Raw genomic sequence first — 23,193 nt, forward strand, 5'->3', positions numbered from 1 at the left:
TGCAATCCCCTCACACGGCCACGCACGATGTATGCTCTAAGATGCGAGGCGCGTTCATAATCCGGCCCGACTGTGGCACAAACATGGCGATGGAACCGCGCCGCAGACGAGAAGGGCGCCCGCCATACGACGAAGCGGGCCTTGAACAGGCGGCGCTGAGCTATGCGGGCCGTTTCGCCACGACTCGCGCCCGTCTCGCCGCCTATCTGACCCGCAAACTGCGCGAGCGCGGCTGGGAGGGCGCCGGCGAGCCGCCGGTGGACAGGCTGGTCGAGAAGTTGGCGTCGCTCGGCTATGTCGACGACCGCAGCTTCGCCGAGGCCCGCGCCGCAGCGCTTGGCCGGCGCGGCTACGGGCTGCGCCGGGTCACCGAGGCGCTGAGAGCGGCGGGCGTCGGCGAGGAGGATGGCGCCGAGGCGAAGGCGATCGCCCGCGACCAGGCCTGGGAGGCCGCCCTTCGCTTTGCCCGCCGCCGGCGGATCGGCCCCTTCGCCAGCGACGAGCCGACGCCCGAGGCACGGGAAAAGGCGCTCGCCGCCCTGCTGCGGGCGGGGCACCCGCTCGACCTCGCGCGGCGGCTGGCAAGGTCCAGGCCCGGAGAAGTCCCGGAAGCGGACAGTGGCTAAAGGAGATGGTTCACAATTACCGAAACCGTGGTACTTCTACGGTAGATCATGGTTGATTGGCCGTTGAACATGTCGCGTCAGGAAATGGCTGCAAGCACAATGTCCGCTCCCGCGGATTCTCCGCCGACGCGCGAAGAAGAGACGCTTCGCCGGCTGACGGGCACCGTCAAATGGTTCGACGCCACCCGCGGCTTCGGATTCGTCGTCAGCGACGAGGCGGGCGGCGACATCCTCGTCCATTTCAGCGTGCTCAAGGAGCATGACCGCCGAAGCCTTCCCGAAGGCGCCATCGTCGAGTGCCTGGTGGCGGAGCAGGAGCGCGGCCTGCAGGCCCGCAAGGTCATCAACATCGATCTCAGCAAGGCGATCGTTCCGGAGCTGGGCCGGAATGCCGGCGCACCCAACGACCGGATCGATCCGGCGGCCCTGCTCGACGAGGCGGGGGCGTTCGAGCTCGTCCGGGTCAAATGGTTCAACCGCCTGCGCGGCTACGGCTTCCTGGTGCGCGACGAGGATGAGACGCAGGATATCTTCGTGCACATGGAGACGGTCCGCCGGGGCGGCCTCAACGACCTCGTTCCGGAACAGCCGCTGCGCGCGAGAATCGCCGTCGGTCGCAAGGGGCCGCTCGCCGTGGAGGTGGAGGGCCGTTGAAACCCCGTTCGTTCCTGGTCGCGCTCGGCCTCGCGGCCGCGCTGATCGGCTGCCGCGCCGAACATGCGGCCAATGCCTCGCAGGCGCCGGCGGCCCGTACCGCACCCTCCGGGCTCGACCTGGTCCCGCTCGAGATCCGCACGCAAGCCGGCGTGCACCGTTTCACCGTCGAGGTCGCCCGGACGCCGGACGAGCAGGCGAGGGGCCTGATGTATCGGGAAAGGCTCGGCCCCGACGAGGGGATGATCTTCCCTTTCCCGGTTCCGCGCCCGGCCAGCTTCTGGATGCGCAACACCTATATCCCGCTCGACATGCTGTTCGTCCGCGCCGACGGCACGATCGCGCTGATCGCCGCGAACACGGTTCCCCTGTCCGAGGAGTCGGTCGGCACGAGCGAGCCGGTGGCGGCGGTTCTCGAATTGCGCGGCGGCCGCGCGGCCGAGCTCGGCATCACCGAGGGCGACACCGTCACCTGGCCGCGCTGAGCGGTCCGGACCGATGAGCGACCCCGATGAAATCGAGACGCCGCGTTTGAGGCTGCGGCGCGCGCGCGCCGGCGATCTCGACGATATTCATGCGGTGCTCAGCGACCGCGAAGCGATGCGCTTCTGGTCGACGCTTCCACATGAGAGCATCGAGGAGACCCGGCTCTGGCTCTCGGAGATGCTTTGCGCTCCGGCGTCGGCCAGCGACGATTACGTCGTCGAGGCTGCGGGGAGGGTGATCGGCAAGGCGGGCTGCTGGCGCCTGCCCGAGATCGGCTTCATCCTTCACAGCAGCCAATGGCGGCGCGGCTATGCCCGCGAGGCGCTGCAGGCGCTCGTCCCGAGGATTTTCGCCCGGTCCGACATTCCCGCCATCACCGCCGACGTCGACCCGCGCAACCAGGCCTCGCTCGGGCTGCTGCGCGGACTGGGGTTCGTCGAAACGGGGCGGGCGGCGCGCACCTGGAACATCGGCGGCATCTGGTGCGACAGCATCTATCTCGCGCTCGCGCGCGCCGCCGCACAGCCGGATTCGCCGAACGGCACGGCAGATGACTTGCGCGCTCCCCTCGGTCGGGGCTAGGCGCGTCCGCCATGGGCTTCTTCAAGAATCTCTTCACCTGGTGGGAAGGCGCGTCGACCGGGACGGCGTTGTTCAACTGGCGCCACGGGAACAAGGTTGGCGAGGATCATCTCGGCAACCTCTACATGACCTCCCGGAACGGCGATCGCCGCTGGGTGATGTACAAGGGGTCCAACGACGTCAGCCGCGTTCCGCCGGAATGGTATTCCTGGCTCACCCGGCAGATCGACGACGTCCCGGACAAGGCGCTGCCGCCGCCGCCCAGGTTCCTCAAGGAGCCGGTACCGAACCTCACCGGGACGCCCCAGGCCTATCGGCCGTCCGGAGCGCTGGAGCGCGGGGGGCGGCGCCAGGCGGCGAGCGGCGACTACCAGGCCTGGACGCCCGAATAGGGATGGGTCCGCGCGGCAAGACCTGCCTCGGCGCGGCCCTGCTCGCGGGGCTCGCAACGCTCGGCGGCTGCGGACCAAGCGGGGCGCCGGAGCGCAATGCCGGCGTCGACAACGAGCTCATCGAGACGGTCGACGTGCCGCAGACGGTGACGGCCGTGGCGCCCGGCACGACGCCGATGGGCGAGCGCGTCGCCGTTCTCGGGCTCCTCAACAAGCGCAACGGGCTGTCCCGGGACATCAGCCTGCGGCCGGGCCAGGCGCTGCGCGTCGGTGACGTCATCGTCCGCCTTCGCGCCTGCGAGACGACGGCGCCGTGGGAAATCCAGCAGCTGACCGGTGCCTTCGTCCAGGTCGACGTCCGCGCCCCGCAGGGTCAGTTCCAGCGGGTCTTCTCCGGCTGGCTCTACAAGGAAACGCCGTCATTGAACGTCGTCGAGCATCCGATCTACGACGTTTGGCCCAAGAGCTGCGCGATGACGCATCCCGAGGGCGGCGAGCCGGCCGGCCGACCGGCGAGCAATCGGTCGAGCGCGCCGAACTCGGCCGCGCCCACCCCGGCCGCCGAAGCACCGGCCGCGCCCGCGGCGGAACCGCCCGCGCCGAGCGCCGAGGCCAATAGCGCGAGATAGACCTTCTGATCGATCTCGACGGCCCCGAGCCGGCGAAGATGATCGGTCATGAACTGACAGTCGAGCAGCTGGAATCCGCCGACGATCAGCCGGGCGACCAGCCAGGCGAGCGTGACTTTCGAAGCGTCGGTGCGGCGCGAAAACATGCTCTCCCCGAAAAAGGCGGCGCCGAGTCGGACGCCGTAGAGGCCGCCGACCAGCTCGCCCTCGTGCCAGGCCTCGACCGAGTGGGCATGACCGGAGCTGTGCAGGAGGTTGTAGCTGCGCTCGATCGGCTCGTTGATCCAGGTGTCGTCGCGGTCGGCGCAGTGGCGAACGACCTCTTCGAAGGCGCGGTCGTGCGTCACCTCGAACTCGCCTGATCTCAGGCGCTTGCGGAGCGATCGGGAGAGATGGAAGCGGTCGAGCGGGAGGATCGCCCGACGCCGCGGCTCCACCCAGTAGACCTCGCGCGCGTCGCGGCTGTCCGACATCGGGAAGACGCCGATCGCGTAGGCACGCAGCAGGAGATCAGGATCCAGAACCGACACGCCGCCACTCTACGCGGTGCCGCGGACGGTTCCAGTCCCGCGCCGCCCTGCGCGCAGGGTGCGGCCTTCTCAGAGGATCTCGCGGACCCGATCCTGGGGACGGCAGAGACGGACCCCCTTCTCCGTCTCGACAAGCGGCCGCTCGATCAGGATCGGGTTCTCGACCATCGCATCGAGGATCGCCTCGTCGCTGACATGGCCCTCGACGAGGTCGAGGTCCCGGGCCAGCGCCTCCTTGGACCGCAGGCCCTCGTGCGGGGCGATGCCGGCGCGCTCGTACAGCCGTCGCAGCTCCGCCCGGCTCGGGGGCTGCTTGAGATAGTCGACGATGGTGACGTCGGCGCCGGCTTCTCTCAGTATCTCCAGCGTCTTGCGCGACGTCCCGCATTTCGGGTTGTGATAGATGGTGGCTTTCATCCGGCTGCTCTCTTCATGCCTATCCGAGGTGCCTAGTCGCTATCCACCGGCCGGCGGAATCGCTGGTCGGCCGGCGATCGGCTATTCCGAACGGTCCAGCCACTCCTCCAACCATTTGATCGTATAGTCGCCGCGCTGGAATTCGGGATCTTCGATCAGCGCCTGGTGGAGCGGGATGGTCGTCTTGACGCCGTCGACGACGAACTCCTCCAGCGCCCGGCGAAGCCGCCGCATCGCACCGTCGCGGGTGAAGCCCCAAACGATCAGCTTGGCGATCATGCTGTCGTAATAAGGCGGCACGCGGTAGCCGGAATAAAGGCCGCTATCGACCCGCACGTGGAGGCCGCCGGGGGCGTGGAAATGCCGCACGAGTCCGGGCGAGGGGGCGAAACTGCGCGGATCCTCGGCATTGATCCGGCATTCGATCGCGTGGCCGCGAAACTCGACGTCCTGCTGGCGGAGAGTCAGCGGCTCGCCGTCGGCGATGCGGATCTGCTCTCGAACCAGATCGAGGCCGGTGATCGCCTCGGTCACCGGATGCTCGACCTGAAGCCGCGTGTTCATCTCGATGAAGAAGAATTCGCCATTCTCGTAGAGGAACTCGATCGTTCCCGCCCCGCGATAGCCCATCTCCGCCATCGCCTTGGCGACGATGCCTCCCATAAGCTCGCGCTGCTCCGCCGAGATGACCGGGGAGGGGGCTTCCTCGAGCACCTTCTGGTGGCGCCGCTGCAGCGAGCAGTCGCGCTCGCCGAGGTGGATGGCATTGCCCTTGCCGTCGCCGAACACCTGGAACTCGATGTGCCGCGGATCACCGAGATACTTCTCGATATAGACGGTGTCGTCGCCGAAGGCCGCCTTGGCTTCGCTGCGGGCCTGGCTGAGCTGGCTGTCGAGCTCCGCCTCGGAGCGGACGATCTTCATGCCGCGGCCGCCGCCGCCAGAGGCCGCCTTGACGAGCAGCGGGTAGCCGGTCTGGGCGGCTACCAGCCGGGCCTCCTCGGGTCCCTCGACCGGGCCGTCCGAGCCGGGGACCAGGGGCAGGCCGAGCTTGGCGGCGGTCCGCTTCGCCTCGACCTTGTCGCCCATCACCCGGATATGCTCGGGCTTGGGGCCGATCCAGATGATGCCGTGCGATTCGACGATCTCGGCAAAGCGGGCATTCTCCGAAAGGAAGCCGTAGCCGGGATGGATGGCATCGGCATGGGCGACCTCGGCCGCCGAGATGATGTTCGGGATGTTGAGATAGGATTCGTTCGCCGGCGGCGGCCCGATGCACACGGTCTCGTCGGCCAGCCTCACGTGCATCGCATCGCTGTCGGCCGTCGAATGGACGGCGACCGTGCGGATGCCCATTTCATGGCAGGCGCGGTGGATGCGCAGCGCGATCTCGCCGCGATTGGCGATCAGGACCTTCTGGATGGCCATCTCAGCGCCTCGTCCGGTGGGAGAGAGCGGGCGTGGGGGTCATTCGATGATCACCAGCGGCTGATCATATTCGACCGGCTGGGCGTCCTGGACCAGCACCTGCCTGACCGTGCCGGCCTTCGGCGCAGTGATCGGGTTCATCACCTTCATCGCCTCGACGATCAGCAGGGTGTCGCCGGCCGCGACCTTCACGCCGGGTGCGACGAAGGGCGAAGAGTTCGGCTCCGGCGACAGATAGACGGTGCCGACCATCGGCGACTTGACCGTGCCCGGGTGGCTGGCCGCGCTCTCCTCGGTGACGGGCGCCGCGGCCTGTGCCGGCGCCGCCGCCGCGACCGGCGCGGCCACGGCCGCGGGCGCCGCTACCTGGGCGGTGGTGATGGTCAGCTGGCGCTTCACCGTGATGCGACGATCGGAATCCTCCACCTCGATCTCGGTGAGATCCTTCTCGGTCAGCAGGTCGGCGAGCTGGCGGATCAGGTCGGTATCGACTCGCATCGTCCCGTCGGATCGCTTCTCTTCGCTCATGAAATCCTCATTTCCCCTGTTGGCCACCCTTCGGCCGGCGCGGCCGAATTGATCGGGGGCGCGGCGGGGCGGCGGAACCGGCGCTCCCTGTCAGAGACGGGCCGCCGCGTCCAGAGCCAGCTCGTATCCCAGCGCTCCGAGACCGGCGATGGTTCCCCTGGCGGCCGGCGAGACGAAGCTGCGACGACGGAAGCTCTCGCGGGCATGGGGGTTGGACAGATGCACCTCGATCACCGGCAGCGCGATCGCCTTGATCGCGTCGTGAATGGCGACGGATGTATGGGTGTAGCCGCCGGGATTGAGGATGACCGCCTTGGCGCCCTTGAGCCGGGCTTCCTGGAGCCAGTCGACCAGATGCCCCTCATGATTGGACTGGCGGATGTCGAGGGTGACTCCGAGCTCGGCCGCGCGCGCCTCCAGCCGCTCGGCGATGTCGTCGAGGGTGTCCGAGCCGTAGATTTCCGGCTCGCGCAGGCCGAGCAGGTTGAGGTTGGGCCCGTTGAGCACGTAGATGAGCGGTGGCGTTGCCATGGCCGGCACCTATATGACGCCCATCCCGCAAGCGCAAAGGCGAGGCAGAAGATGATTCAGGACGGCACGCTTTCGATCCGCGTCAACGGCGAGCATCGGCGGGTGCGCGACGGGCTGACCATCGCCGATTTGGCGCTCGAGCTGGGGCTCGAGCCGACCAAGGTGGCGGTCGAGCGAAATCTGGAGATCGTCCCGCGCTCGACGCTCGGCGAGGTGCGGGTCGAGGACGGCGACGAGTTTGAGATCGTCACATTCGTGGGCGGAGGTTGAGATTTTGGAGGATCGTTGGGAGGTCGCTGGACGCAGCTTCACGTCGAGGCTCATCGTCGGCACCGGCAAGTATAAGGATTTCGAGCAGAATGCGGCGGCCGTCGAGGCATCGGGCGCGGAGATCGTCACGGTGGCGGTGCGGCGCGTCAACATCTCCGATCCGGGCCAGCCGCTGCTGACCGACCATATCGACCCGAAACGCTATACCTATCTGCCCAACACAGCAGGCTGCTTCACCGCCGAGGATGCGATCCGCACCCTGCGCCTCGCGCGGGAGGCCGGCGGCTGGGACCTGGTCAAGCTCGAGGTGCTCGGCGAGGCGAAGACGCTCTATCCCGACATGCGCGAGACGCTGCGCGCGACCGAGATTCTCGTCAGGGAAGGTTTCCTGCCGATGGTCTATTGCGTCGACGATCCGATCGCCGCGCGCCAGCTCGAGGAAGCGGGGGCGGTGGCGATCATGCCCTTGGGCGCGCCGATCGGCTCCGGCCTCGGCATCCAGAACCGGGTGACCATCCGCCTCATCGTCGAGGGGGCGAACGTGCCGGTACTGGTCGATGCCGGCGTCGGCACCGCCTCCGACGCCAGCGTCGCCATGGAGCTGGGCTGTGACGGCGTCCTGATGAACACCGCCATCGCCGAGGCGAAGGATCCGATCCTGATGGCGCGGGCGATGAAGCTCGCGGTGGAGGGCGGACGCCTCGCCTATCTCGCGGGCCGCATGGGGCAGCGACGCTATGCCGACCCGTCGAGCCCGCTGGCGGGATTGATCTGAGCCGTATCTACACGTATATACGAACGATGAAGGTTACTCACAGCCGCACCTTCCGAAGCGGGAACAGCGAGGCAGTGCGGCTTCCCAAGGAAGTTGCCTTCGGCGGCGAAGTGGACGTCGAGATCATCCGCAGCGGGGACGTGCTGACCATTCGGCCCCGCAGCAAGCTGACACCTCGACAACTGGTAGAGGCGCTCGAAAAGCTGCCGAAGCCGGCGCATGTCCAGGAGCGGGAGACGATTGAGTTTCCCGAGCGGCCGGGTCTCTGACCCTGGTGCTAGCGATCATCGATACGAATGTCGCCATTCACTTGCGCGATGGCCATCCCGTCATTTCCGCGCGCATCGCGGCCCTTCCCACGCATCCGATGATCTCGGTGCTGACGCGCGTCGAGCTGGAAGGAGGCGTGTTTCGTGCCGGCGACGAGGCCGCCCCCATCCGAGCTCGGCTGGACCTGCTCCTTTCGCAATATGCCGAGCTGCCGCTCACCGGCGCGGAGGCATCGATCTATGCCCGGATCGTCGAGCGATGCGGCTATTCCCGCCCAAGGATTATCGATCGTCTGATTGCCGCGACGGCAATCGTGCACGATGCCGTCCTGGTAACGCTGAACGCCGCCGACTTCAGGGGAATTCCCGACCTGAAGCTCGAGACCTGGAGCTGTTGATCCCAAATCGCCGGCTCACCGGCGGGTGAGCGCCGCCCGCGCCCGCGCCCGGAACGGCGCGGCGCGTCGCCGGTTCTTGTCCCGAGGGGAGTCTCGGACATGCCCGACTTCACCCGTGAGCGTGAACAGATGGTCGAGCGGCAGATCGCCGGCCGCGGCCTGTCGAGCCGGCACCTGCTCGCCGCGATGCGCGAGGTTCCACGCCACGAATTCGTGCCCGACGATCTCGCCGCCCAGGCTTATGAGGATTCGCCGCTGCCGATCGAGGCGGAGCAGACCATCTCGCAGCCCTATATCGTCGCCCTGATGATCGAGGCGGCCGAGATCGCGCCCGGCGACAGGGTGCTCGAGATCGGCGCCGGGTCCGGCTACGCCGCCGCGGTGATGAGCCGGATCGCCGATCGGGTGGTGGCGATCGAACGGCACGCGGAGCTGGCCGAGCTGGCGCGGTCGCGGATGGAGCGGCTCGGTTACGACAATGTCGAGATTGTCCAGGGCGACGGCTCCAAGGGCTGGCCGAGCGAGGCGCCCTATGAGGCGATCATTGCCGCCGCCAGCGGCAGCCACATTCCAGAGGTCCTGATGCGCCAGCTTTCGACCGGCGGCACCCTGGTGATGCCGGTGGGGGAGCCGGCCGCAGTCCAGCATCTCGTCAAGGTGCGGCGGCTCGGCGAGGAGGATTTCGAGCAGGAGGATCTCGGCCCGGTGCGATTCGTGCCGCTGATCGGCGAGCATGGCTGGCGCGACGGCGGATCCGGGCCGGGCTCGGCGCCGCCGCGATCGATCGAGGATCAGATCGGCCAGGCGGCGGAGCCACTGTCCGACGTCGACCAGCCGGACTTCGGCGCCCTGTTCGATCGCTTCGCCGATGCGCGCGTCGTGCTGCTCGGGGAGGCCAGCCATGGCACATCCGAATTCTATCGCGCCCGCGCCGCGATCACGAAGCGGCTGATCGCCGAGCACGGCTTCGACATCGTCGCGGTCGAGGCGGACTGGCCCGACGCCGCCTTCATCGATCGCTACGTCCGCCATCGCCCCCGCCGCGAAGGCGAGGAGGCGGCGTTCCAGCGCTTTCCGACCTGGATGTGGCGCAACACCGATGTGGATGCGTTCATCCGCTGGCTGCGCGAACACAATGCCGGATGCCCGCCGGGCGCGATGGCGGGCTTCTACGGGCTCGACCTCTACAATCTCGGCAGCTCGATGCGGGCGGTGATCGACTATCTGGAGGATGTCGATCCGGAGGCGGCAAAGCTGGCGCGCGAGCGCTATGGCTGCCTGCAGCCGTGGAGCCGGGATCCGGCGCTCTACGGACGGCTCGCCATGAGCGAGGGCTACGCGCGTTGCGAGGCGCCGGTGCTCGAGATGCTGCGCGAGCTCCAGCGCAAGCGTTGGGACTATGTCGACCAAGACGGCGAAGAGTGGCTCGACGCGGCCGCCAATGCCCGGCTCGTCAAGAATGCCGAGGCCTATTACCGGGCGATGTACCATGGCGGCCCGGAGAGCTGGAACCTGCGCGACACCCACATGTTCGAGACGCTCTGCCAGCTGCTCGAGGCCAAGGGACCGCAGTCGAAGGCGGTGGTGTGGGCGCATAACAGCCATATCGGCAATGCCGCCTTCACCGAGATGGGCCAGATCCGCGACGAGCTCAATATCGGCCAGCTGGTGAAGGAGCGGTTCGGCGAGCGCGCCCGGCTGATCGGCTTCGGCACCCATGGCGGCACCGTCGCCGCGGCGACCGACTGGGATGCCGCCATGGAGGTCAAGACGGTGCGGCCTTCGCTCCCGGGCAGCTACGAGCGGCTCTGCCACGACAGCGGCGTGCCGCGCTTCCTGCTCGATCTTCGGGAGGGCGGGCATGAGGTGCTGCGCGAGTCGTTGATGGAGCCGCGGCTCGAGCGGTTCATCGGCGTCATCTATCGGCCCGAGACCGAGCGCTGGAGCCATTATGCCCAGGCGATCCTGCCCAGCCAGTTCGATGGCTGGGTCTGGTACGACGAAACCCGGGCGGTGACGCCGATCGGACCGGAGCCCCGGGAAGGCGAGGACGAGACCTACCCGTTCGGGCTCTGATGCGTTCGGAGAGCGCTATTTCCGCGCGCGCTCCCGCATCTTGGTGATCGTCGTGGCGCTGGAAATCTGCTCGACGTCGGTGCGCAGGTGGAAGAGACGCACGCCCTTCTCGCCGAGCGCGCGCTCGAGCGCCGGGGTGAAATCCTCGGTCCGCTCGACCGTCTCCGCCCAGGCGCCATATGCGCGGGCAAGCGCCGCGAAGTCCGGATTGACGAGATCGGTGCCGACGACCCGCTCGGGATATTCGCGCTCCTGATGCATGCGGATGGTGCCGTAGCTGCCATTGTCGACGACCAGGATGAGCATGTTCGCGCCGTAGCGGATCGCCGTCGCCAGCTCCTGCCCGTTCATCAGGAAATCGCCGTCGCCGGCGACGACGACCACCTGGCGATCGGGACAGCGCAGCGACGCCGCTACCGCGGCCGGTGTGCCATAGCCCATCGAGCCGTTGGTCGGCGCGAGCTGGCTGGGGCAGGGGCCGTAATGCCAGAAACGGTGCCACCAGCCGGAAAAGTTGCCGGCGCCATTGCAGATGATCGTGTCGGCGGGAAGCCGCTCGCGCATCGCAGCGACCACCTGGCCGAGATCGAGCGCCGCGCCGGTCGGCTTGGGCGCGCTCCAGTCGAGCCATTCGCGATGGGCCTCGGCGCCGGTCGAGAAGGAGAGCACCTCCTCCTCCCAGTCGCTGCACAGCTCCGCGAATTCGTACATGTCGGCACAGATCGGAAGATCGGTGCGGTAGACGCGGCCGAGCTCCTCGGGATCGGGATGGACGTGGACGAGGAGCTGGTCGGGATGATCCGGCGTCACCAGGCTGTAGCCGTCCGTCGTCGCCTCGCCGAGGCGCGGTCCGACGACGAGCAGCAGGTCGGCGGCCTTGATCCGCTCGACCAGCTTCGGATTGGGGCCGTAGCCGAGATTGCCGGCATAGACCGGGCTGTCGTTCGCGATCGCGTCCTGGCGGCGGAAGGCGACGGCGACGGGAAGGCCGATCCGCTCGGCGAACTCGCGGAAATGGTTTGAGGCGCCGCCGCACCAGCCTGCGCCGCCGACGATCGCCACGGGCGCGGCAGCATCCTTGAGGAGGTCCATCATCGCGCCGACGGCGAGCGGATCGGCGGCCTGGCTGAAACGCGGCGCGCGCGGCCGGTCGGTGGCCTCGGCCTCTTCGACGAGCATGTCCTCGGGCAGGACCAGGACGACCGGGCCGGGCCGGCCGGCCACCGCCGTCGTATAAGCGCGGGCGACATATTCGGGAATGCGGCGCGGGTCCTCGATCCGGGCGACCCACTTGGCGAGCGGGCCGAACATCGCCGCGAAGTCGACCTCCTGAAAGCCCTCGCGGTCGCGGTCGCCGCGGGCGACGTCGCCGATGAACAGGATCATCGGCGTCGAATCCTGGAAGGCGACATGGACGCCGATCGAGGCATTGGTCGCGCCGGGCCCGCGGGTCACGAAGGCGATTCCAGGCCGCCCGGTCAGCTTGCCGTCGGCCTCCGCCATATAGGCGACGCCGCCTTCCTGGCGGCAGACGACCAGATCGATGGCCGGCGTGTCGTGGAGGGCATCGAGCACGGCGAGGAAGCTCTCGCCCGGCACGGTGAAGATCCGGTCGCACCCTTGGGCGACGAGGTTGTCGACGAGAATCCGTCCGCCGCTGCGCTTTTCTGTCATGGCGTCCGCGTAATGGTGTCCGGCCGCGGATTCCAGCCCCACGCGATACTGACAGGATTGTTAATGCTTGACCCGAAGCGGGGAGCGTGGCCAGGAATTGCCGGTGTCACCGAGGGAGAGTGCAATGCAGAAGAGTGAAATGGCCGCCAAGCTGAACGAAGCGAACGCCTTCCTGCCCGGGAAAAGGGTGAAGCTCGATTTCGGCGATCAGGGTGTGGTCATGCTCGATGGCGCCGCCCAGCAGGTGACCGAGGAGGACGGCCCGGCCGACACGACGATCAAGGTCGCCTGGTCCGACTGGGAGGCCATGGCCGACGGCAAGCTCGACGGCATGACCGCCTTCATGCAGGGCAAGCTCAAGGTCGAAGGCGACATGTCGAACGCGATGCAGCTTCAGGGCGTGCTCGCCAAGCTCAAGGGCTGAATTTCTCGCGAGACGTCCAACGCGGGCGGGGCGACAGCTCCGCCCGTTAGACTTGAAACCTGATTCAACTTGCCTTGACCGCAACCGCTCCGTCTGACTATCGCATCCGCGAACCGAGGGAGCGAACATGAAGAAGATCTATCCCGACGCGGCGGCGGCGCTCGAGGGGCTGCTTTCCGACGGCATCACCATCTGCGCCGGCGGCTTCGGCCTGTGCGGCATTCCCGAGCGCCTGATCGACGCGATCCGCGACAGCGGCGTCAAGGATCTCACCTTCGTCTCCAACAATGCCGGCATCGACAATGAAGGCCTCGGCAAGCTGCTGCGCACCCGCCAGATCCGCAAGATGATCTCCTCCTACGTCGGCGAGAACAAGGAGTTCGAGCGGCAATATCTGGCCGGCGAGCTCGAGGTCGAGTTCTGCCCGCAGGGGACGCTCGCCGAGCGTTGCCGCGCCGGCGGCGCCGGCATCCCCGGCTTCTACACCAAGACCGGCGTCGGCACGATCGTCGCCGAGGGCAAGGAGCATAAGGATTTCGACGGCGAGACCTACATCCTCGAGCGCGGCATCCGCGCCGACCTGTCGATCGTGAAGGGTTGGCGCGCCGACGAGGCCGGCAATCTCCAGTTCCGCAAGACCACCCGCAACTTCAACCTGCCGATGGCGACGGCGGGCCGAATCTGCGTCGCCGAGGTCGAGGAGATCGTGCCGGTCGGCAGCCTCGACCCCGACTGCATCCACCTGCCGAGCATCTACGTGAAGCGGATGATCCTCGGCGCGCCCTACGACAAGAAGATCGAGTTCCGGACGACGCGGCAGCGGGAAGCCGCGTGACGATCGAGGCGCGCTTCGACTTTCTCCCCTCCCTGAGTGCAGGGAGGGGAATTGGATTGGCGGCCGCGCTCGCTTTGGCGGGGTGCGCGACGGCACCGGCGGTTAGCCCGCAAAGCGCGACCGCTGCCGCGCCGACCGTGCCGCCCGCCATGCAGTGGCTGTACGGATCGGGGGAGAGCGCCGCATCGAGCCTGCAGGCCTATTCCGCCTTTCGCGATCATGTCCTCGCCGCCGCCCGCGCGCGTCCGGCGCAGAGCGTCGTCCTCGCCCCCGGCTCGACCCTCGAGGCGCCGCGTTTCCTGGCCTGCGGCGACAAGCCGCTGGCGGTGATCCTCGACGTCGACGAGACCGCGATCCAGAATCTCGGCTACGAATATGACGAGGCGTACCGCGCCCGGTCCTATGACGAGGGGATCTGGAACCGGTGGGAGCAGACCGGGGCGAATGCCGTCGCACCGGTGCCCGGCGCCGTCGATGCGCTGAGCGCGGTCCGCGAGGCCGGCGTCACCGTCATCTTCAACAGCAACCGTCTGACGGCAAATGCCGCCCAGACGCAGGCGGCCCTGGAGGCGGCGGGACTCGGTCCGGCACGTCCTGGCGAGACCTTGTGGCTGAAGGGCGATATCGCGCCCGGTTCGGCCAAGGACCCGCGCCGCGCCGCGGTCGCGACGCGCTTCTGCGTGATCGCCATGGCGGGCGACCAGCTCGGCGACTTTTCCGACCTGTTCAACGCCGAGGACCTGGCCGTGCCGCGGCGGCGGCAGGCTGCCGCGAGCACGCCTTTTGCCGAAATGTGGGGCAATGGCTGGTTCATGCTCTCCAACCCCGTCTACGGCCCCTCGCTGCAAGGCGATTTCGACGATGTTTTCCCGGTCGACAGGCGTTGGTCGGATCAAGGAGGAAATTGAGATGCCCTGGGATCGCAACCAGATGGCCGCGCGCGCGGCCAAGGAGCTTCGCGACGGCTATTACGTCAATCTCGGCATCGGCATCCCGACGTTGGTTGCCAACAACATCCCGGCCGGCATGGAGGTCACGCTCCAGTCCGAGAACGGCATGCTCGGGATCGGTCCGTTTCCCTATGACGACGAAGTCGATCCCGACCTGATCAATGCCGGCAAGCAGACGATCAGCGAGCTGCCCTCGTCGAGCTATTTCGACTCGGCGGCGAGCTTCGCGATGATCCGCGGCGGCCATATCGACCTCACCGTGCTCGGCGCGATGGAGGTCTCCGCAGCGGGCGACATCGCCAACTGGATGATCCCGGGCAAGATGGTGAAGGGCATGGGCGGGGCGATGGACCTCGTCGCCGGCGTCAAGAAGATCATCGTCGTCATGGAGCATGTCTCCAAGAACGGCGATGCCAAGTTCATCCCGGAATGCACGCTGCCGCTCACCGGCAAGAATGTCGTCGACATGATCGTGACCGATCTGTGCGTTTTCCAGCGGCCCGATCATCAAAGCCCGTTCCGGCTGATCGAGCTGGCGCCCGGAGTGACCGAGGAGGAGGTCGCCGCCAAGACGACCGCCCGCTACGAAGGATTGGCCGCCGCCGTCGCCGGCTGAGCCGAACCGGCGTTCCGATCACGTCGCCGCGACCCGGACGAGGCGCTGCCATGCGGATCCTGCTGACCGGCTCCTCCGGCTGGCTCGGCCGCCACCTCGCGCCGCGCCTGCGCGAGGCTGGCCATGCGGTGACCGGCCTCGACGTCGCGCCGGGCGCCGACACCGACGTCGTCGGCTCGGTCGCCGACCGGGCACTGGTCGCGCGCCTGTTCGCCGAGCGCGGCATCGAGGCCGTGATCCACGGCGGAGCGCTCCACAAGCCCGACATTGCCCGCTACCCTCTCCGGGCCTTCGTCGAGGTCAATGTCACCGGGACGCTGAACCTGCTCGAGGAAGCGGTCGCGGCGGGCCATGACCGCTTCGTCTTCACCTCGACCACCTCGCTGATGATCTCCGAAGCCATTCGCGCCGGCCGCGCCGGCGGCGCGCGCCGCGCGGCATGGCTCGACGAGAGCCTCGCCCCGCTCGAGCCCCGCAACATCTACGGAGTGACCAAGCTTGCGGCCGAGCATCTGTGCCGGCTCCACCACCGGGAGCATGGGCTGTCGGCGGTCGTGCTGCGGACGAGCCGCTTCTTTCCGGAAGAGGACGACACCCACCGCCACCTGACGGGCCCCAACATCAAGGCGAACGAGTTCCTGCACCGCCGGCTCACCGTCGAGGATGCGGCCGCAGCCCATCTCGCCGCGCTGGAGCGGGCGCCGGCGATCGGCTTCGGCACCTTCATCGTCTCGGCCCCGCCGCCCTTCGAGCCGGACGAGGCCGAGGCCTTGATCGAGAATGCGCCGGCGGCGATCGCCCGCCATTTCCCGGAGGCGGCGGAGCTCTATGCGCGAGCGGGGTGGCGCCTGCCCGACCATGTCGACCGGGTCTACGATCCGTCGCTGGCCGAGGCGAAGCTCGGCTTTCGCTGCCGAACGGATTTTGCCGCGATCCTGCGCGCGCTCGCCGCCGGCGAGCGATTGCCCTTCGCCCACGATCCCTCCTATGTCTCGCCGAAAGAGAGGGGAGGCGGCGAACCATGCTGAAGAGGATGATCGGAGCGGCGGCGGCCTGGATGATGCTGGCCGCGGCGCAGGCGCCTCAGCCGACGGCGGCACCCGCGGCCGAGGTCTCACTGTGGCGGCTCGACTGCGGCGAGTTCGTCATCAACCAGTATGGCGCCTTCTTCTCGGACACCTACCAATATCCGTCGGGGCCGAAGGATGTCGTCGGCAGCTGCTATCTGATCCGACACGGCGACCGCTACATGCTGTGGGACACCGGCCTCACCGATGCGCTGGTGGGCAGCGGCTTCAGCAATGCCCAGCAGACGCTGCGGCTTCGTCGCAGCCTGGTCGATCAGCTGCGCGAGCTCGATATCCGGCCGGAGCAGATCGAGCTGATCGGGATCAGCCATTGGCATTTCGACCATACCGGCCAGGCGCGGCACTTCCCGCAGGCCAGGCTGATGATGGGCGCCGGCGATCTCGAGTTGCTGCGCTCGCCCAATCCGCCAGATCGGGACTCGGCCGAGGCGCTCGCGCACTGGCTGACCGGCGGCGGGCAGGTCGAGGCGCTCACGCGCGATCATGACGTGTTCGGCGACGGCCGCGTCGTCCTGCTGAGGATGCCCGGCCATACGCCGGGTCACCATGCCTTGCTGGTCCGCCTCGCCTCCGGGCCGGTGCTGCTCACCGGCGATGTCTATCATTTCACCGAGCAGGTCGAGAATCGCGGCGTGCCGCCGTTCAACCATGACCGCGCCGACAGCCTCGCCAGCATGGACCGGTTCGACCGGATCGCCCGCAATCTCGGCGCGCGCGTGATCATCCAGCACGAGCCCGCCGACATCGGCAAGCTTCCGCCTTTCCCAGAGGCGGCGCGGTGAACGCGCCGGTCAAGGGGCCGGCCTTCGAAGCGTCCCTGCTCGGCGCGCTCGCCCGAAGCGGCCTGACGGGGATGCGGGCCATGGTGCGATTGGAGGGCGACGTCCTGACCATTCGGGATCCCGGAGGCCGGTCGGTCATCATCCCTGCCGAAGCGGTCGAGAGGATGCGGGTCGTCCGTTTCGTCGGAGGGCGCCGCCGCCCGCTCCACGAGACCAAGATCTGGCGCGCCGGCGCCTCTGAGCCGCTGCTGCTGATCCCGATCGATCCGATCGCCTATGCACGGACCATCCGCGCCTTCGCCGGGCGGGTCGCCGATCGCGGCGGTCTCGAGCGGGTGATGCGGGGTCCCGGCTTGTTGACCGCCAGCATCAACCTGCTGCTGATCAACGGATCGCTGGGGCTTCTCGCGCTGGCGACCCTCGTCTGGGCCTGGTTCGGGGAGAACTGGCTCTGGTGGTTGGTCGCCGCAGCGGCGCTTGCCGGCAATGCGTGGGCGCTGCGCGACACTTTCCGCCACCGCTGGCCGAGGCGCGTCGCCCGCCTCGACGAGCTCGACCGCGAATTTCCGCCGGAGGCGAAGCGGCCGTGAGGGCCGCCGCCGCGGAGGCCCATGAGCGCCGCCGCTGAGCCGGCCTTCACGGTGCCGCTGAGCCGCGCGATGCGGCGGGCGGGTCTGCGCGGCGCGATGGCGCAGGTTCGGCTCGAGGGCGACATCCTCGTCCTCGGCGGCGATGGTGGCGGCACGCTCGCCCTCGTGCCGGGGGACGTCACCTGCATCAGGATCGCGAGCTATCCGGGGCGACATCGACCGACCGGCTACGAGACCCGGATCTGGCGCAGGCAGGCCAGCGGGTCACTCGCGATCGTGCCGATGAACCACGCCATGGGCGGCTATGGCCCGGTCATGCGCCGCTTCGCCGGCTGGGTGTTCGCCGACGGCGGCAGCGTCCTCCGGGGCCCGAGCCTGCCGGCCCTCCTGTTCCAGATGGCGTGGACGGTCGGCGGCATCGCGCTGATCGCCCTCCTGCTGCTCGGCGGCGCGATCGCGGAGGGGCTCTGGTGGATGTGGCTGATCGTCGCCCTCTTTGCCGGCCTTGCGGTGCTGCTGTTCGTCGGGCTTCGCCGCGCTTATTGGCCGCGGCGGGTCATCCGACCTGAGCAGTTGGACGAGTTTTTGCCCCTGTCTGAGGAGAATCGCTGATGAAGGCCCTCTTGTCCCGCCAGCCCGGCGGCCCCGAGACGCTCGAGCTCGCCGAGCTGGAGGATCCGGCGCCCGGCGCGGGCCAGCTGCTCGTCCGGGTCAGGGCCTGCGCGATCAACTATCCCGACGTCCTGATCATCGAGGACAAATATCAGTTCAGGCCGGCGCGGCCGTTCGCGCCGGGCGGCGAGATCGCCGGCACGGTCGAGGCGGTGGGCGAAGGGGTCATCGGCTGGTCGCCGGGTGACCGGCTGATCGCGATGCTCGGCCATGGCGGCCTCGCGGAAAAGGTCCTGGTCGATGCCGCCAAGGCGCTGTCGCTGCCGGCCGATCGCAGCTTCGAGGAGGGTTCGGCGCTCATCCTCACCTACGGCACGACCATCCATGCCCTGCTCGACCGCGGTGGACTGAAGCCGGGGGAGACTTTGCTCGTGCTCGGCGCCGCGGGCGGAGTCGGGCTCGCCGCGGTCGAGCTCGGCACGGCCTATGGCGCACGGGTGGTAGCCGCGGTCTCCTCAGAGGAGAAGGCGGCGGCGGCGAAGGCGGCAGGGGCCGACGAGACGCTCGTCTACCCGGCTGGCCCGTTCGACAAGGAAGGGGCGAAGGCGCTCGCCGCCGCGTTCAAGGCTGCGGTGGGCCCGGGCGGAGCGGACCTGATCTACGATCCGGTCGGCGGCGACTATACCGAGGCAGCGCTGCGGTCGATCGCCTGGGAAGGGCGCCACCTCGTCATCGGCTTTCCGGCCGGAATACCGAGGCTGCCGCTCAACCTCACCCTGCTCAAGAGCTGCGACGTGCGCGGCGTCTTCTGGGGCGCCTTCGCCGCGCGGGCTCCCGAAGCGAATGCCGCCCATGTCCGCACGCTGTTCCGGCTCTGGGACGAAGGGAAGATCGCACCGAAGGTGAGCCGGACCTGGCCGCTCGCCGAGGGCGCGCAGGCGATCGCGCACATGGCGGCGCGAAAGGCGGTGGGAAAGCTGGTGGTGACCCTCTAGCCGGCCACCCATGCGTCCGGCGCGGGAGCCGATGGCCGTTGCGCCGGCCATCGGCTGAGCCTATCTGACCTCCTGACAGGAGCAAAGGGAAGCCATGACCACCTTCGACGACCGCCAGAAGGCCTTCGAGACCAAATATGCCCGCGACCAGGAGATGCAGTTCAAGGTCGTCGCCCGGCGCAATCGTCTGCTCGGCCAATGGGCGGCGAAGAAGATGGGCCTGACCGAGGCGGAGGCGGACGCTTATGCCCGCGACGTCATCCGCGCCGATTTCGAGGAAGCCGGCGACGAGGACGTGATCCGCAAGCTGCTCGGCGACCTTACCTCGGCCGGAGTCGAGATCGACGACGCCGCGATCCGCCAGGCGCTCGAGCACAAGACCGTCGAGGCCCGCCGCCACTTCATCGAAGCCCAGGGCTGAGGCGCGACGGACGATGGCGATGGCGGCGGACGAGATCGAGGCGCTGATCCGGCAGGGCATTCCCGATGCCTTCGTCGAGATCGTCGATCTGGCCGGCGACGGCGATCATTATGAGGCGCGCGTCGTCGCCGAGAGCTTTCGCGGCCAGTCTCGCGTCATGCAGCAGCGACGGGTCTACGAGGCGCTCGGCGGACGGATGGGAACGGAGCTGCACGCGCTGAAGCTGACCACGTCCGTCCCGGCGTGAACCCGAATAGAAGGAGCAAGGCGATGAGCCAGGCCAATGAGCGCATCGACCAGATTGTAAAGAATAACGACATCGTCCTGTTCATGAAGGGGACGGCCCTGTTCCCGCAATGCGGCTTTTCCAGCCGCGCGGTGGCGATCCTCGACCATCTCGGCGTGTCGTTCGAAACGGTCGACGTCCTCCAGGACCCGGAGATCCGCCAGGGCATCAAGGAATATTCCGACTGGCCGACCATTCCGCAGCTCTATGTGAAGGGTGAGTTCGTCGGCGGATCGGATATCATGATGGAGATGTTCGAGGCGGGCGAGCTCAAGCAGCTCTTCACCGACAGCCAGATCGCCGGAGCCTGATCGGCTCTCGCCAGCGTCGCGTTACGCACCAAAAAATCAGGGCGGGCCGCGCGACCGGAAACGTGCGCTGACCCGCCCTCTCGAGTGGAACCGTGTGGATGTCTACACGGTTGCATGGCCTGTGCCAATCCGGAAGATGCGCGGATTCCTGCGGCCTTCGATGATGAAGACGCATTAACCTTTACGCCGCGTGTAAGATCTTCCGACACTTCCGCTTCAAACCTCCATTGGTCATGCGAGCGCCTCGCGCAGAACGAGCCTATCCCCGATGCCCCCATCCTCGTGGCACCTGTCGGAGAGGACAGGGGTCACGGCCGATCGGAAATAGGCCGCCCTTCACTTCGACCCGCACCGATGCCACATGACCGGCATGGACGAGGCGTTTCCCGGTCGTGTCGAGCAGATCGCGCCGCAAGTGCGCCGGCTGCTGGCGGCCAATCCGTCGCCCTTCACCTACACCGGCACGCAAACCTATGTCGTCGGATCCGGCGAAGTGGCGGTGATCGATCCCGGCCCCGATCTGCCGGAGCATGTCGAGGCGATCCTCGCCGCTACGCGGGGCGAGACGATCTCGGCAATCATGTGCACCCACACCCATCGCGACCACAGCCCGGCCAGTCGGCCGCTGGCAGCGGCGACGGGAGCGCCGGTGATCGGCTGCGCTCCGCTGGCGATCGAGGATTCGGGTCCACGCGCCGATGCCGCGTTCGACTTCGACTATCTCCCCGACCGCGTTCTTGCCGACGGCGAGACGGCGCGGGGCCCCGGCTGGACGCTCGAGGCAGTGGCGACGCCCGGTCACACCTCGAATCATCTCTGCTTCTCCCTTGCCGGCTCCGGCATTCTCTTCACCGGCGACCATGTGATGGGCTGGTCGACCACGGTGGTGTCGCCGCCGGACGGCGACATGGCCGATTACATGGCGAGCCTCGACCGGCTGCTGGCGCGCAGCGATGCGATCTACCTTCCCGCGCATGGACCGGCGGTCGACAAGCCGCACCGCCACGTCCGCGCCCTCGTCGCCCATCGGCGGATGCGCGAGAAGCAGATCCTCGATCGTATCGAAGCGGGGGTGGAGCATGTGCCCGACATGGTGAGGACCATGTACCGCGACATCGATCCGCGCCTCCATCCGGCGGCCGAGCGGTCGGTGCTGGCGCATCTCGTCGATCTCGAGCGGCGCGGCCGGGTGCGGGCGAAGGATGGGGCGTGGGCGGTCGCCGCCTGAGCGAAGCCGAGACCTCGGCGCCGGGCCGGCGGATTCGAGGTATCCCGCTGGTGCTGGTCCTGCCGCCGATCGTCGCGCTGCTGCTCGGCGGTCTGCTCGGCTTCGCGCTGAGGCCGGAGCGGGCCCCGCCCATCGCCGATCCGCTCGCCGTCGCCCATGCCACCTTGCTGTCGGTCCGCGACCAGGGCCGGCTCGCCACCTTCGCCGGCCGGTTCGTGGCGGTGGCGTCGGCGAGCGAGACGCGGCTCGGCCTCACCGCCCGCAAGACCCTGATCATGCCGGGGACGGTGCGGTACGGGGTCGACCTTTCCCGGCTGCGCCGCGAGAATCTCGATTGGGACGCGGCGACGCGAACCTTGGCCGTCACGCTGCCGCCCCTTGAAATCAGCGGGCCGCAGATCGATTTCAATGAGGTTCAGGAATATTCGGAGGGCGGCATCGTGATGGCGCTCACCGATGCCGAACGGGCGCTCGATCAGGCCAATCGCCGGAGCGCTCAGCAGGAACTCATGCGCCAGGCTCGGGCTCGGACGCCGACCGGGCTGGCGCGCGACGCGGCGATGCGATTGGTGGCCAGAAGCTTCGCCCTGCCGCTTCGATCGGCAGGGATTGACGCGAGCGTGTCGGTGCGGTTCGTGGATCCGTCGGGCCGGGAGGAAGCTTCCTATCTGGACCGGCCGCGGCGGATCGACGATGCCGTGCGCGACAGGCGGGCCGGATCCTGACGGCGCCGCGGGAGGGTAGAAATGAACGCACCGACCATCAGCCTTAAGGGTCTCGACCTGCGCGCCGAGATCGACCGCCTGCGTCGCGAGCGCAACGCCGTCATCCTCGGCCATTATTACCAGGCCCCGGAGATCCAGGACATTTCCGACTTCGTCGGCGACAGCCTCGATCTCTCGCGCAAGGCGCAGGCGACCGACGCCGACGTCATCGCCTTCTGCGGCGTCCGATTCATGGCCGAGACCGCCAAGATCCTGTCGCCCGACAAGATCGTCGTCCTGCCCGACATGGATGCCGGCTGCAGCCTGGAGGACAGCTGCCCGCCCGACCAGTTCCGCGCCTTCCGGGAGGCCCATCCCGACCATATCGCGCTGACCTACATCAACAGCTCGGCGGAGGTGAAAGCGCTCAGCGACATCATCGTCACCAGTTCGTCGGCCGAGACCATCCTCGCCCAGATCCCGCGCGAGCAGAAGATCATCTTCGGCCCGGACAAGCATCTCGGCGGCTGGCTGGCGCGCAAGACCGGCCGCGACATGCTGCTCTGGCCCGGCGTGTGCATCGTCCACGAGGCCTTTTCGGAGACTGAGCTGCTGAAACTGAAGGCACAGCACCCGCTCGCGCCGGTACTCGCCCATCCCGAGTGCCCGGCGCACATACTCGACCATGCCGACGAGATCGGATCGACCTCGGCGATCCTGAGCTATGCGCTCACCTCGCCATCGGAGACGATCATCGTCGCGACCGAGCCGCACATCATCCACCAGATGGAGAAGGCGGCTCCGCACAAGAATTTCATCGGCGCTCCCGGCGCGGACGGCAATTGCAACTGCAACATGTGTCCGTACATGGCGCTCAACACGATGGAGAAGCTCTACCTCTCGCTGCGCGACCTCGAGCCGCGGATCGAGATGGACGAGGCGCTGCGCGTCGCCGCGAGGAAGCCGCTCGAGCGGATGCTGGACATGGCGGCGGCCACGGTCGGCAAGGGCGATGTCGGCCGGCCGATCCTCGCCGAGGCGTGAGAGGCGCCTGCAACGATCAGGGGCGCCGCGCGTTGCGCGCGA

Annotated in this window: 29 protein-coding genes and 2 pseudogenes; 25 read left to right on the forward strand and 6 right to left on the reverse strand. The window is 68.1% G+C overall.

Annotated elements, in window-relative coordinates; translation table 11 throughout:
• Nucleotides 1–83: 83 nt before the first annotated feature.
• The 6 genes and pseudogenes from DDE10_RS01630 to DDE10_RS23690 form a co-directional block, all read left to right on the forward strand.
• On the forward strand, nucleotides 84–626 hold the full coding sequence (locus DDE10_RS01630; protein ID WP_284734375.1) for a regulatory protein RecX: 543 nt from the start codon (nucleotides 84–86) through the stop codon (nucleotides 624–626).
• 99 nt (nucleotides 627–725) lie between these two features.
• Nucleotides 726–1,280 carry a cold-shock protein gene (locus DDE10_RS01635; protein ID WP_284734376.1) on the forward strand — a complete coding sequence of 185 codons (555 nt, stop codon included), beginning with the start codon at nucleotides 726–728 and terminating at the stop codon, nucleotides 1,278–1,280.
• Entirely contained in the window at nucleotides 1,277–1,765 is a 489-nt protein-coding gene (locus DDE10_RS01640) for a DUF192 domain-containing protein (protein WP_114950976.1), read from the forward strand. The genes DDE10_RS01635 and DDE10_RS01640 overlap by 4 nt, the downstream gene beginning before the upstream one ends.
• 13 nt (nucleotides 1,766–1,778) lie before the next feature.
• Complete coding sequence (locus tag DDE10_RS01645) at nucleotides 1,779–2,348, forward strand: GNAT family N-acetyltransferase (RefSeq protein WP_114950977.1); 570 nt, start codon at nucleotides 1,779–1,781, stop codon at nucleotides 2,346–2,348.
• Between the two features lie 11 nt (nucleotides 2,349–2,359).
• Nucleotides 2,360–2,740 carry an NADH:ubiquinone oxidoreductase subunit NDUFA12 gene (locus DDE10_RS01650; protein ID WP_114950978.1) on the forward strand — a complete coding sequence of 127 codons (381 nt, stop codon included), beginning with the start codon at nucleotides 2,360–2,362 and terminating at the stop codon, nucleotides 2,738–2,740.
• Between the two features lie 176 nt (nucleotides 2,741–2,916).
• Nucleotides 2,917–3,150, forward strand: a pseudogene (locus DDE10_RS23690) (DUF2155 domain-containing protein); the annotation flags it as partial.
• Nucleotides 3,151–3,185: 35 nt separating this feature from the next.
• Here the strand turns inward: DDE10_RS23690 and aat are convergent.
• From aat to aroQ, 5 genes are all read right to left on the reverse strand, one after another.
• Nucleotides 3,186–3,899 (reverse strand): leucyl/phenylalanyl-tRNA--protein transferase, encoded by a 714-nt coding sequence (gene aat / locus DDE10_RS01660; RefSeq protein ID WP_114950979.1) that lies wholly within the window; start codon nucleotides 3,897–3,899, stop codon nucleotides 3,186–3,188.
• Between the two features lie 69 nt (nucleotides 3,900–3,968).
• Nucleotides 3,969–4,316 carry an arsenate reductase (glutaredoxin) gene (gene arsC / locus DDE10_RS01665; protein ID WP_114950980.1) on the reverse strand — a complete coding sequence of 116 codons (348 nt, stop codon included), beginning with the start codon at nucleotides 4,314–4,316 and terminating at the stop codon, nucleotides 3,969–3,971.
• Nucleotides 4,317–4,397: 81 nt separating this feature from the next.
• Complete coding sequence (accC, locus tag DDE10_RS01670) at nucleotides 4,398–5,744, reverse strand: acetyl-CoA carboxylase biotin carboxylase subunit (RefSeq protein WP_114950981.1); 1,347 nt, start codon at nucleotides 5,742–5,744, stop codon at nucleotides 4,398–4,400.
• Nucleotides 5,745–5,783: 39 nt separating this feature from the next.
• Complete coding sequence (accB, locus tag DDE10_RS01675; protein WP_284734377.1) at nucleotides 5,784–6,272, reverse strand: acetyl-CoA carboxylase biotin carboxyl carrier protein; 489 nt, start codon at nucleotides 6,270–6,272, stop codon at nucleotides 5,784–5,786.
• 90 nt (nucleotides 6,273–6,362) lie between these two features.
• Nucleotides 6,363–6,803, reverse strand: a complete 441-nt coding sequence (gene aroQ, locus DDE10_RS01680; RefSeq protein WP_114950982.1) for a type II 3-dehydroquinate dehydratase — start codon at nucleotides 6,801–6,803, stop codon at nucleotides 6,363–6,365.
• Nucleotides 6,804–6,854: 51 nt separating this feature from the next.
• Here aroQ and thiS point away from each other — a divergent pair.
• From thiS to DDE10_RS01705, 4 genes and pseudogenes are all read left to right on the forward strand, one after another.
• Nucleotides 6,855–7,848, forward strand: a pseudogene (gene thiS / locus DDE10_RS01690) (sulfur carrier protein ThiS).
• Between the two features lie 26 nt (nucleotides 7,849–7,874).
• The gene (locus DDE10_RS01695; protein ID WP_114950985.1) at nucleotides 7,875–8,117 is read left to right on the forward strand and encodes an antitoxin; all 243 of its coding nucleotides are present in this window, start codon (nucleotides 7,875–7,877) and stop codon (nucleotides 8,115–8,117) included.
• A gap of 5 nt (nucleotides 8,118–8,122) precedes the next feature.
• Nucleotides 8,123–8,515, forward strand: coding sequence for a PIN domain-containing protein (locus DDE10_RS01700; protein WP_114950986.1), 393 nt, complete (start codon nucleotides 8,123–8,125; stop codon nucleotides 8,513–8,515).
• A 99-nt stretch (nucleotides 8,516–8,614) separates the two neighbouring features.
• Nucleotides 8,615–10,591 carry a protein-L-isoaspartate(D-aspartate) O-methyltransferase gene (locus tag DDE10_RS01705; protein WP_114950987.1) on the forward strand — a complete coding sequence of 659 codons (1,977 nt, stop codon included), beginning with the start codon at nucleotides 8,615–8,617 and terminating at the stop codon, nucleotides 10,589–10,591.
• 15 nt (nucleotides 10,592–10,606) lie between these two features.
• On the opposite strand, the gene DDE10_RS01710 is transcribed toward DDE10_RS01705, so the two are convergent.
• Nucleotides 10,607–12,265 (reverse strand): thiamine pyrophosphate-binding protein, encoded by a 1,659-nt coding sequence (locus tag DDE10_RS01710; protein WP_114950988.1) that lies wholly within the window; start codon nucleotides 12,263–12,265, stop codon nucleotides 10,607–10,609.
• A gap of 124 nt (nucleotides 12,266–12,389) precedes the next feature.
• Between DDE10_RS01710 and DDE10_RS01715 the strand changes: the two genes are divergently transcribed.
• The 15 genes from DDE10_RS01715 to nadA all read left to right on the forward strand — a co-directional run bounded on the left by DDE10_RS01715 (nucleotide 12,390) and on the right by nadA (nucleotide 23,151).
• Nucleotides 12,390–12,689 carry an SCP2 sterol-binding domain-containing protein gene (locus DDE10_RS01715; protein WP_114950989.1) on the forward strand — a complete coding sequence of 100 codons (300 nt, stop codon included), beginning with the start codon at nucleotides 12,390–12,392 and terminating at the stop codon, nucleotides 12,687–12,689.
• A gap of 127 nt (nucleotides 12,690–12,816) precedes the next feature.
• The gene (locus DDE10_RS01720) at nucleotides 12,817–13,524 is read left to right on the forward strand and encodes a CoA transferase subunit A (RefSeq protein ID WP_114950990.1); all 708 of its coding nucleotides are present in this window, start codon (nucleotides 12,817–12,819) and stop codon (nucleotides 13,522–13,524) included.
• Entirely contained in the window at nucleotides 13,521–14,432 is a 912-nt protein-coding gene (locus tag DDE10_RS01725; protein WP_284734378.1) for an HAD family acid phosphatase, read from the forward strand. The genes DDE10_RS01720 and DDE10_RS01725 overlap by 4 nt, the downstream gene beginning before the upstream one ends.
• A gap of 1 nt (nucleotide 14,433) precedes the next feature.
• Entirely contained in the window at nucleotides 14,434–15,090 is a 657-nt protein-coding gene (locus DDE10_RS01730) for a CoA transferase subunit B (RefSeq protein WP_114950992.1), read from the forward strand.
• Nucleotides 15,091–15,140: 50 nt separating this feature from the next.
• The gene (locus tag DDE10_RS01735; RefSeq protein WP_114950993.1) at nucleotides 15,141–16,118 is read left to right on the forward strand and encodes an NAD-dependent epimerase/dehydratase family protein; all 978 of its coding nucleotides are present in this window, start codon (nucleotides 15,141–15,143) and stop codon (nucleotides 16,116–16,118) included.
• On the forward strand, nucleotides 16,112–16,960 hold the full coding sequence (locus DDE10_RS01740; RefSeq protein WP_284734379.1) for an N-acyl homoserine lactonase family protein: 849 nt from the start codon (nucleotides 16,112–16,114) through the stop codon (nucleotides 16,958–16,960). Before DDE10_RS01735 ends, DDE10_RS01740 begins: the two co-directional genes overlap by 7 nt.
• Nucleotides 16,957–17,550, forward strand: coding sequence for a hypothetical protein (locus tag DDE10_RS01745; RefSeq protein ID WP_114950994.1), 594 nt, complete (start codon nucleotides 16,957–16,959; stop codon nucleotides 17,548–17,550). The genes DDE10_RS01740 and DDE10_RS01745 overlap by 4 nt, the downstream gene beginning before the upstream one ends.
• Before the next feature lie 21 nt (nucleotides 17,551–17,571).
• Nucleotides 17,572–18,162, forward strand: a complete 591-nt coding sequence (locus DDE10_RS01750) for a hypothetical protein (protein ID WP_114950995.1) — start codon at nucleotides 17,572–17,574, stop codon at nucleotides 18,160–18,162.
• Complete coding sequence (locus DDE10_RS01755; protein WP_114950996.1) at nucleotides 18,162–19,157, forward strand: NADPH:quinone oxidoreductase family protein; 996 nt, start codon at nucleotides 18,162–18,164, stop codon at nucleotides 19,155–19,157. Before DDE10_RS01750 ends, DDE10_RS01755 begins: the two co-directional genes overlap by 1 nt.
• 94 nt (nucleotides 19,158–19,251) lie before the next feature.
• The gene (locus DDE10_RS01760) at nucleotides 19,252–19,578 is read left to right on the forward strand and encodes a DUF1476 domain-containing protein (protein ID WP_114950997.1); all 327 of its coding nucleotides are present in this window, start codon (nucleotides 19,252–19,254) and stop codon (nucleotides 19,576–19,578) included.
• 13 nt (nucleotides 19,579–19,591) lie between these two features.
• Nucleotides 19,592–19,825 carry a BolA/IbaG family iron-sulfur metabolism protein gene (locus DDE10_RS01765; RefSeq protein ID WP_114950998.1) on the forward strand — a complete coding sequence of 78 codons (234 nt, stop codon included), beginning with the start codon at nucleotides 19,592–19,594 and terminating at the stop codon, nucleotides 19,823–19,825.
• A gap of 23 nt (nucleotides 19,826–19,848) precedes the next feature.
• Nucleotides 19,849–20,175: a Grx4 family monothiol glutaredoxin gene (gene grxD, locus DDE10_RS01770; RefSeq protein WP_114950999.1), complete on the forward strand. Its 327-nt coding sequence runs from the start codon at nucleotides 19,849–19,851 to the stop codon at nucleotides 20,173–20,175.
• Between the two features lie 361 nt (nucleotides 20,176–20,536).
• Nucleotides 20,537–21,403 carry an MBL fold metallo-hydrolase gene (locus DDE10_RS01775; RefSeq protein ID WP_114951000.1) on the forward strand — a complete coding sequence of 289 codons (867 nt, stop codon included), beginning with the start codon at nucleotides 20,537–20,539 and terminating at the stop codon, nucleotides 21,401–21,403.
• The gene (locus DDE10_RS01780) at nucleotides 21,385–22,128 is read left to right on the forward strand and encodes a DUF4230 domain-containing protein (protein WP_284734380.1); all 744 of its coding nucleotides are present in this window, start codon (nucleotides 21,385–21,387) and stop codon (nucleotides 22,126–22,128) included. The genes DDE10_RS01775 and DDE10_RS01780 overlap by 19 nt, the downstream gene beginning before the upstream one ends.
• 21 nt (nucleotides 22,129–22,149) lie before the next feature.
• Nucleotides 22,150–23,151: a quinolinate synthase NadA gene (gene nadA / locus DDE10_RS01785; RefSeq protein WP_114951001.1), complete on the forward strand. Its 1,002-nt coding sequence runs from the start codon at nucleotides 22,150–22,152 to the stop codon at nucleotides 23,149–23,151.
• Nucleotides 23,152–23,193 lie beyond the last annotated feature (42 nt).

The organism is Sphingosinicella terrae (assembly GCF_003347635.1).
In the GTDB taxonomy this organism is placed as follows: domain Bacteria; phylum Pseudomonadota; class Alphaproteobacteria; order Sphingomonadales; family Sphingomonadaceae; genus Allosphingosinicella; species Allosphingosinicella terrae.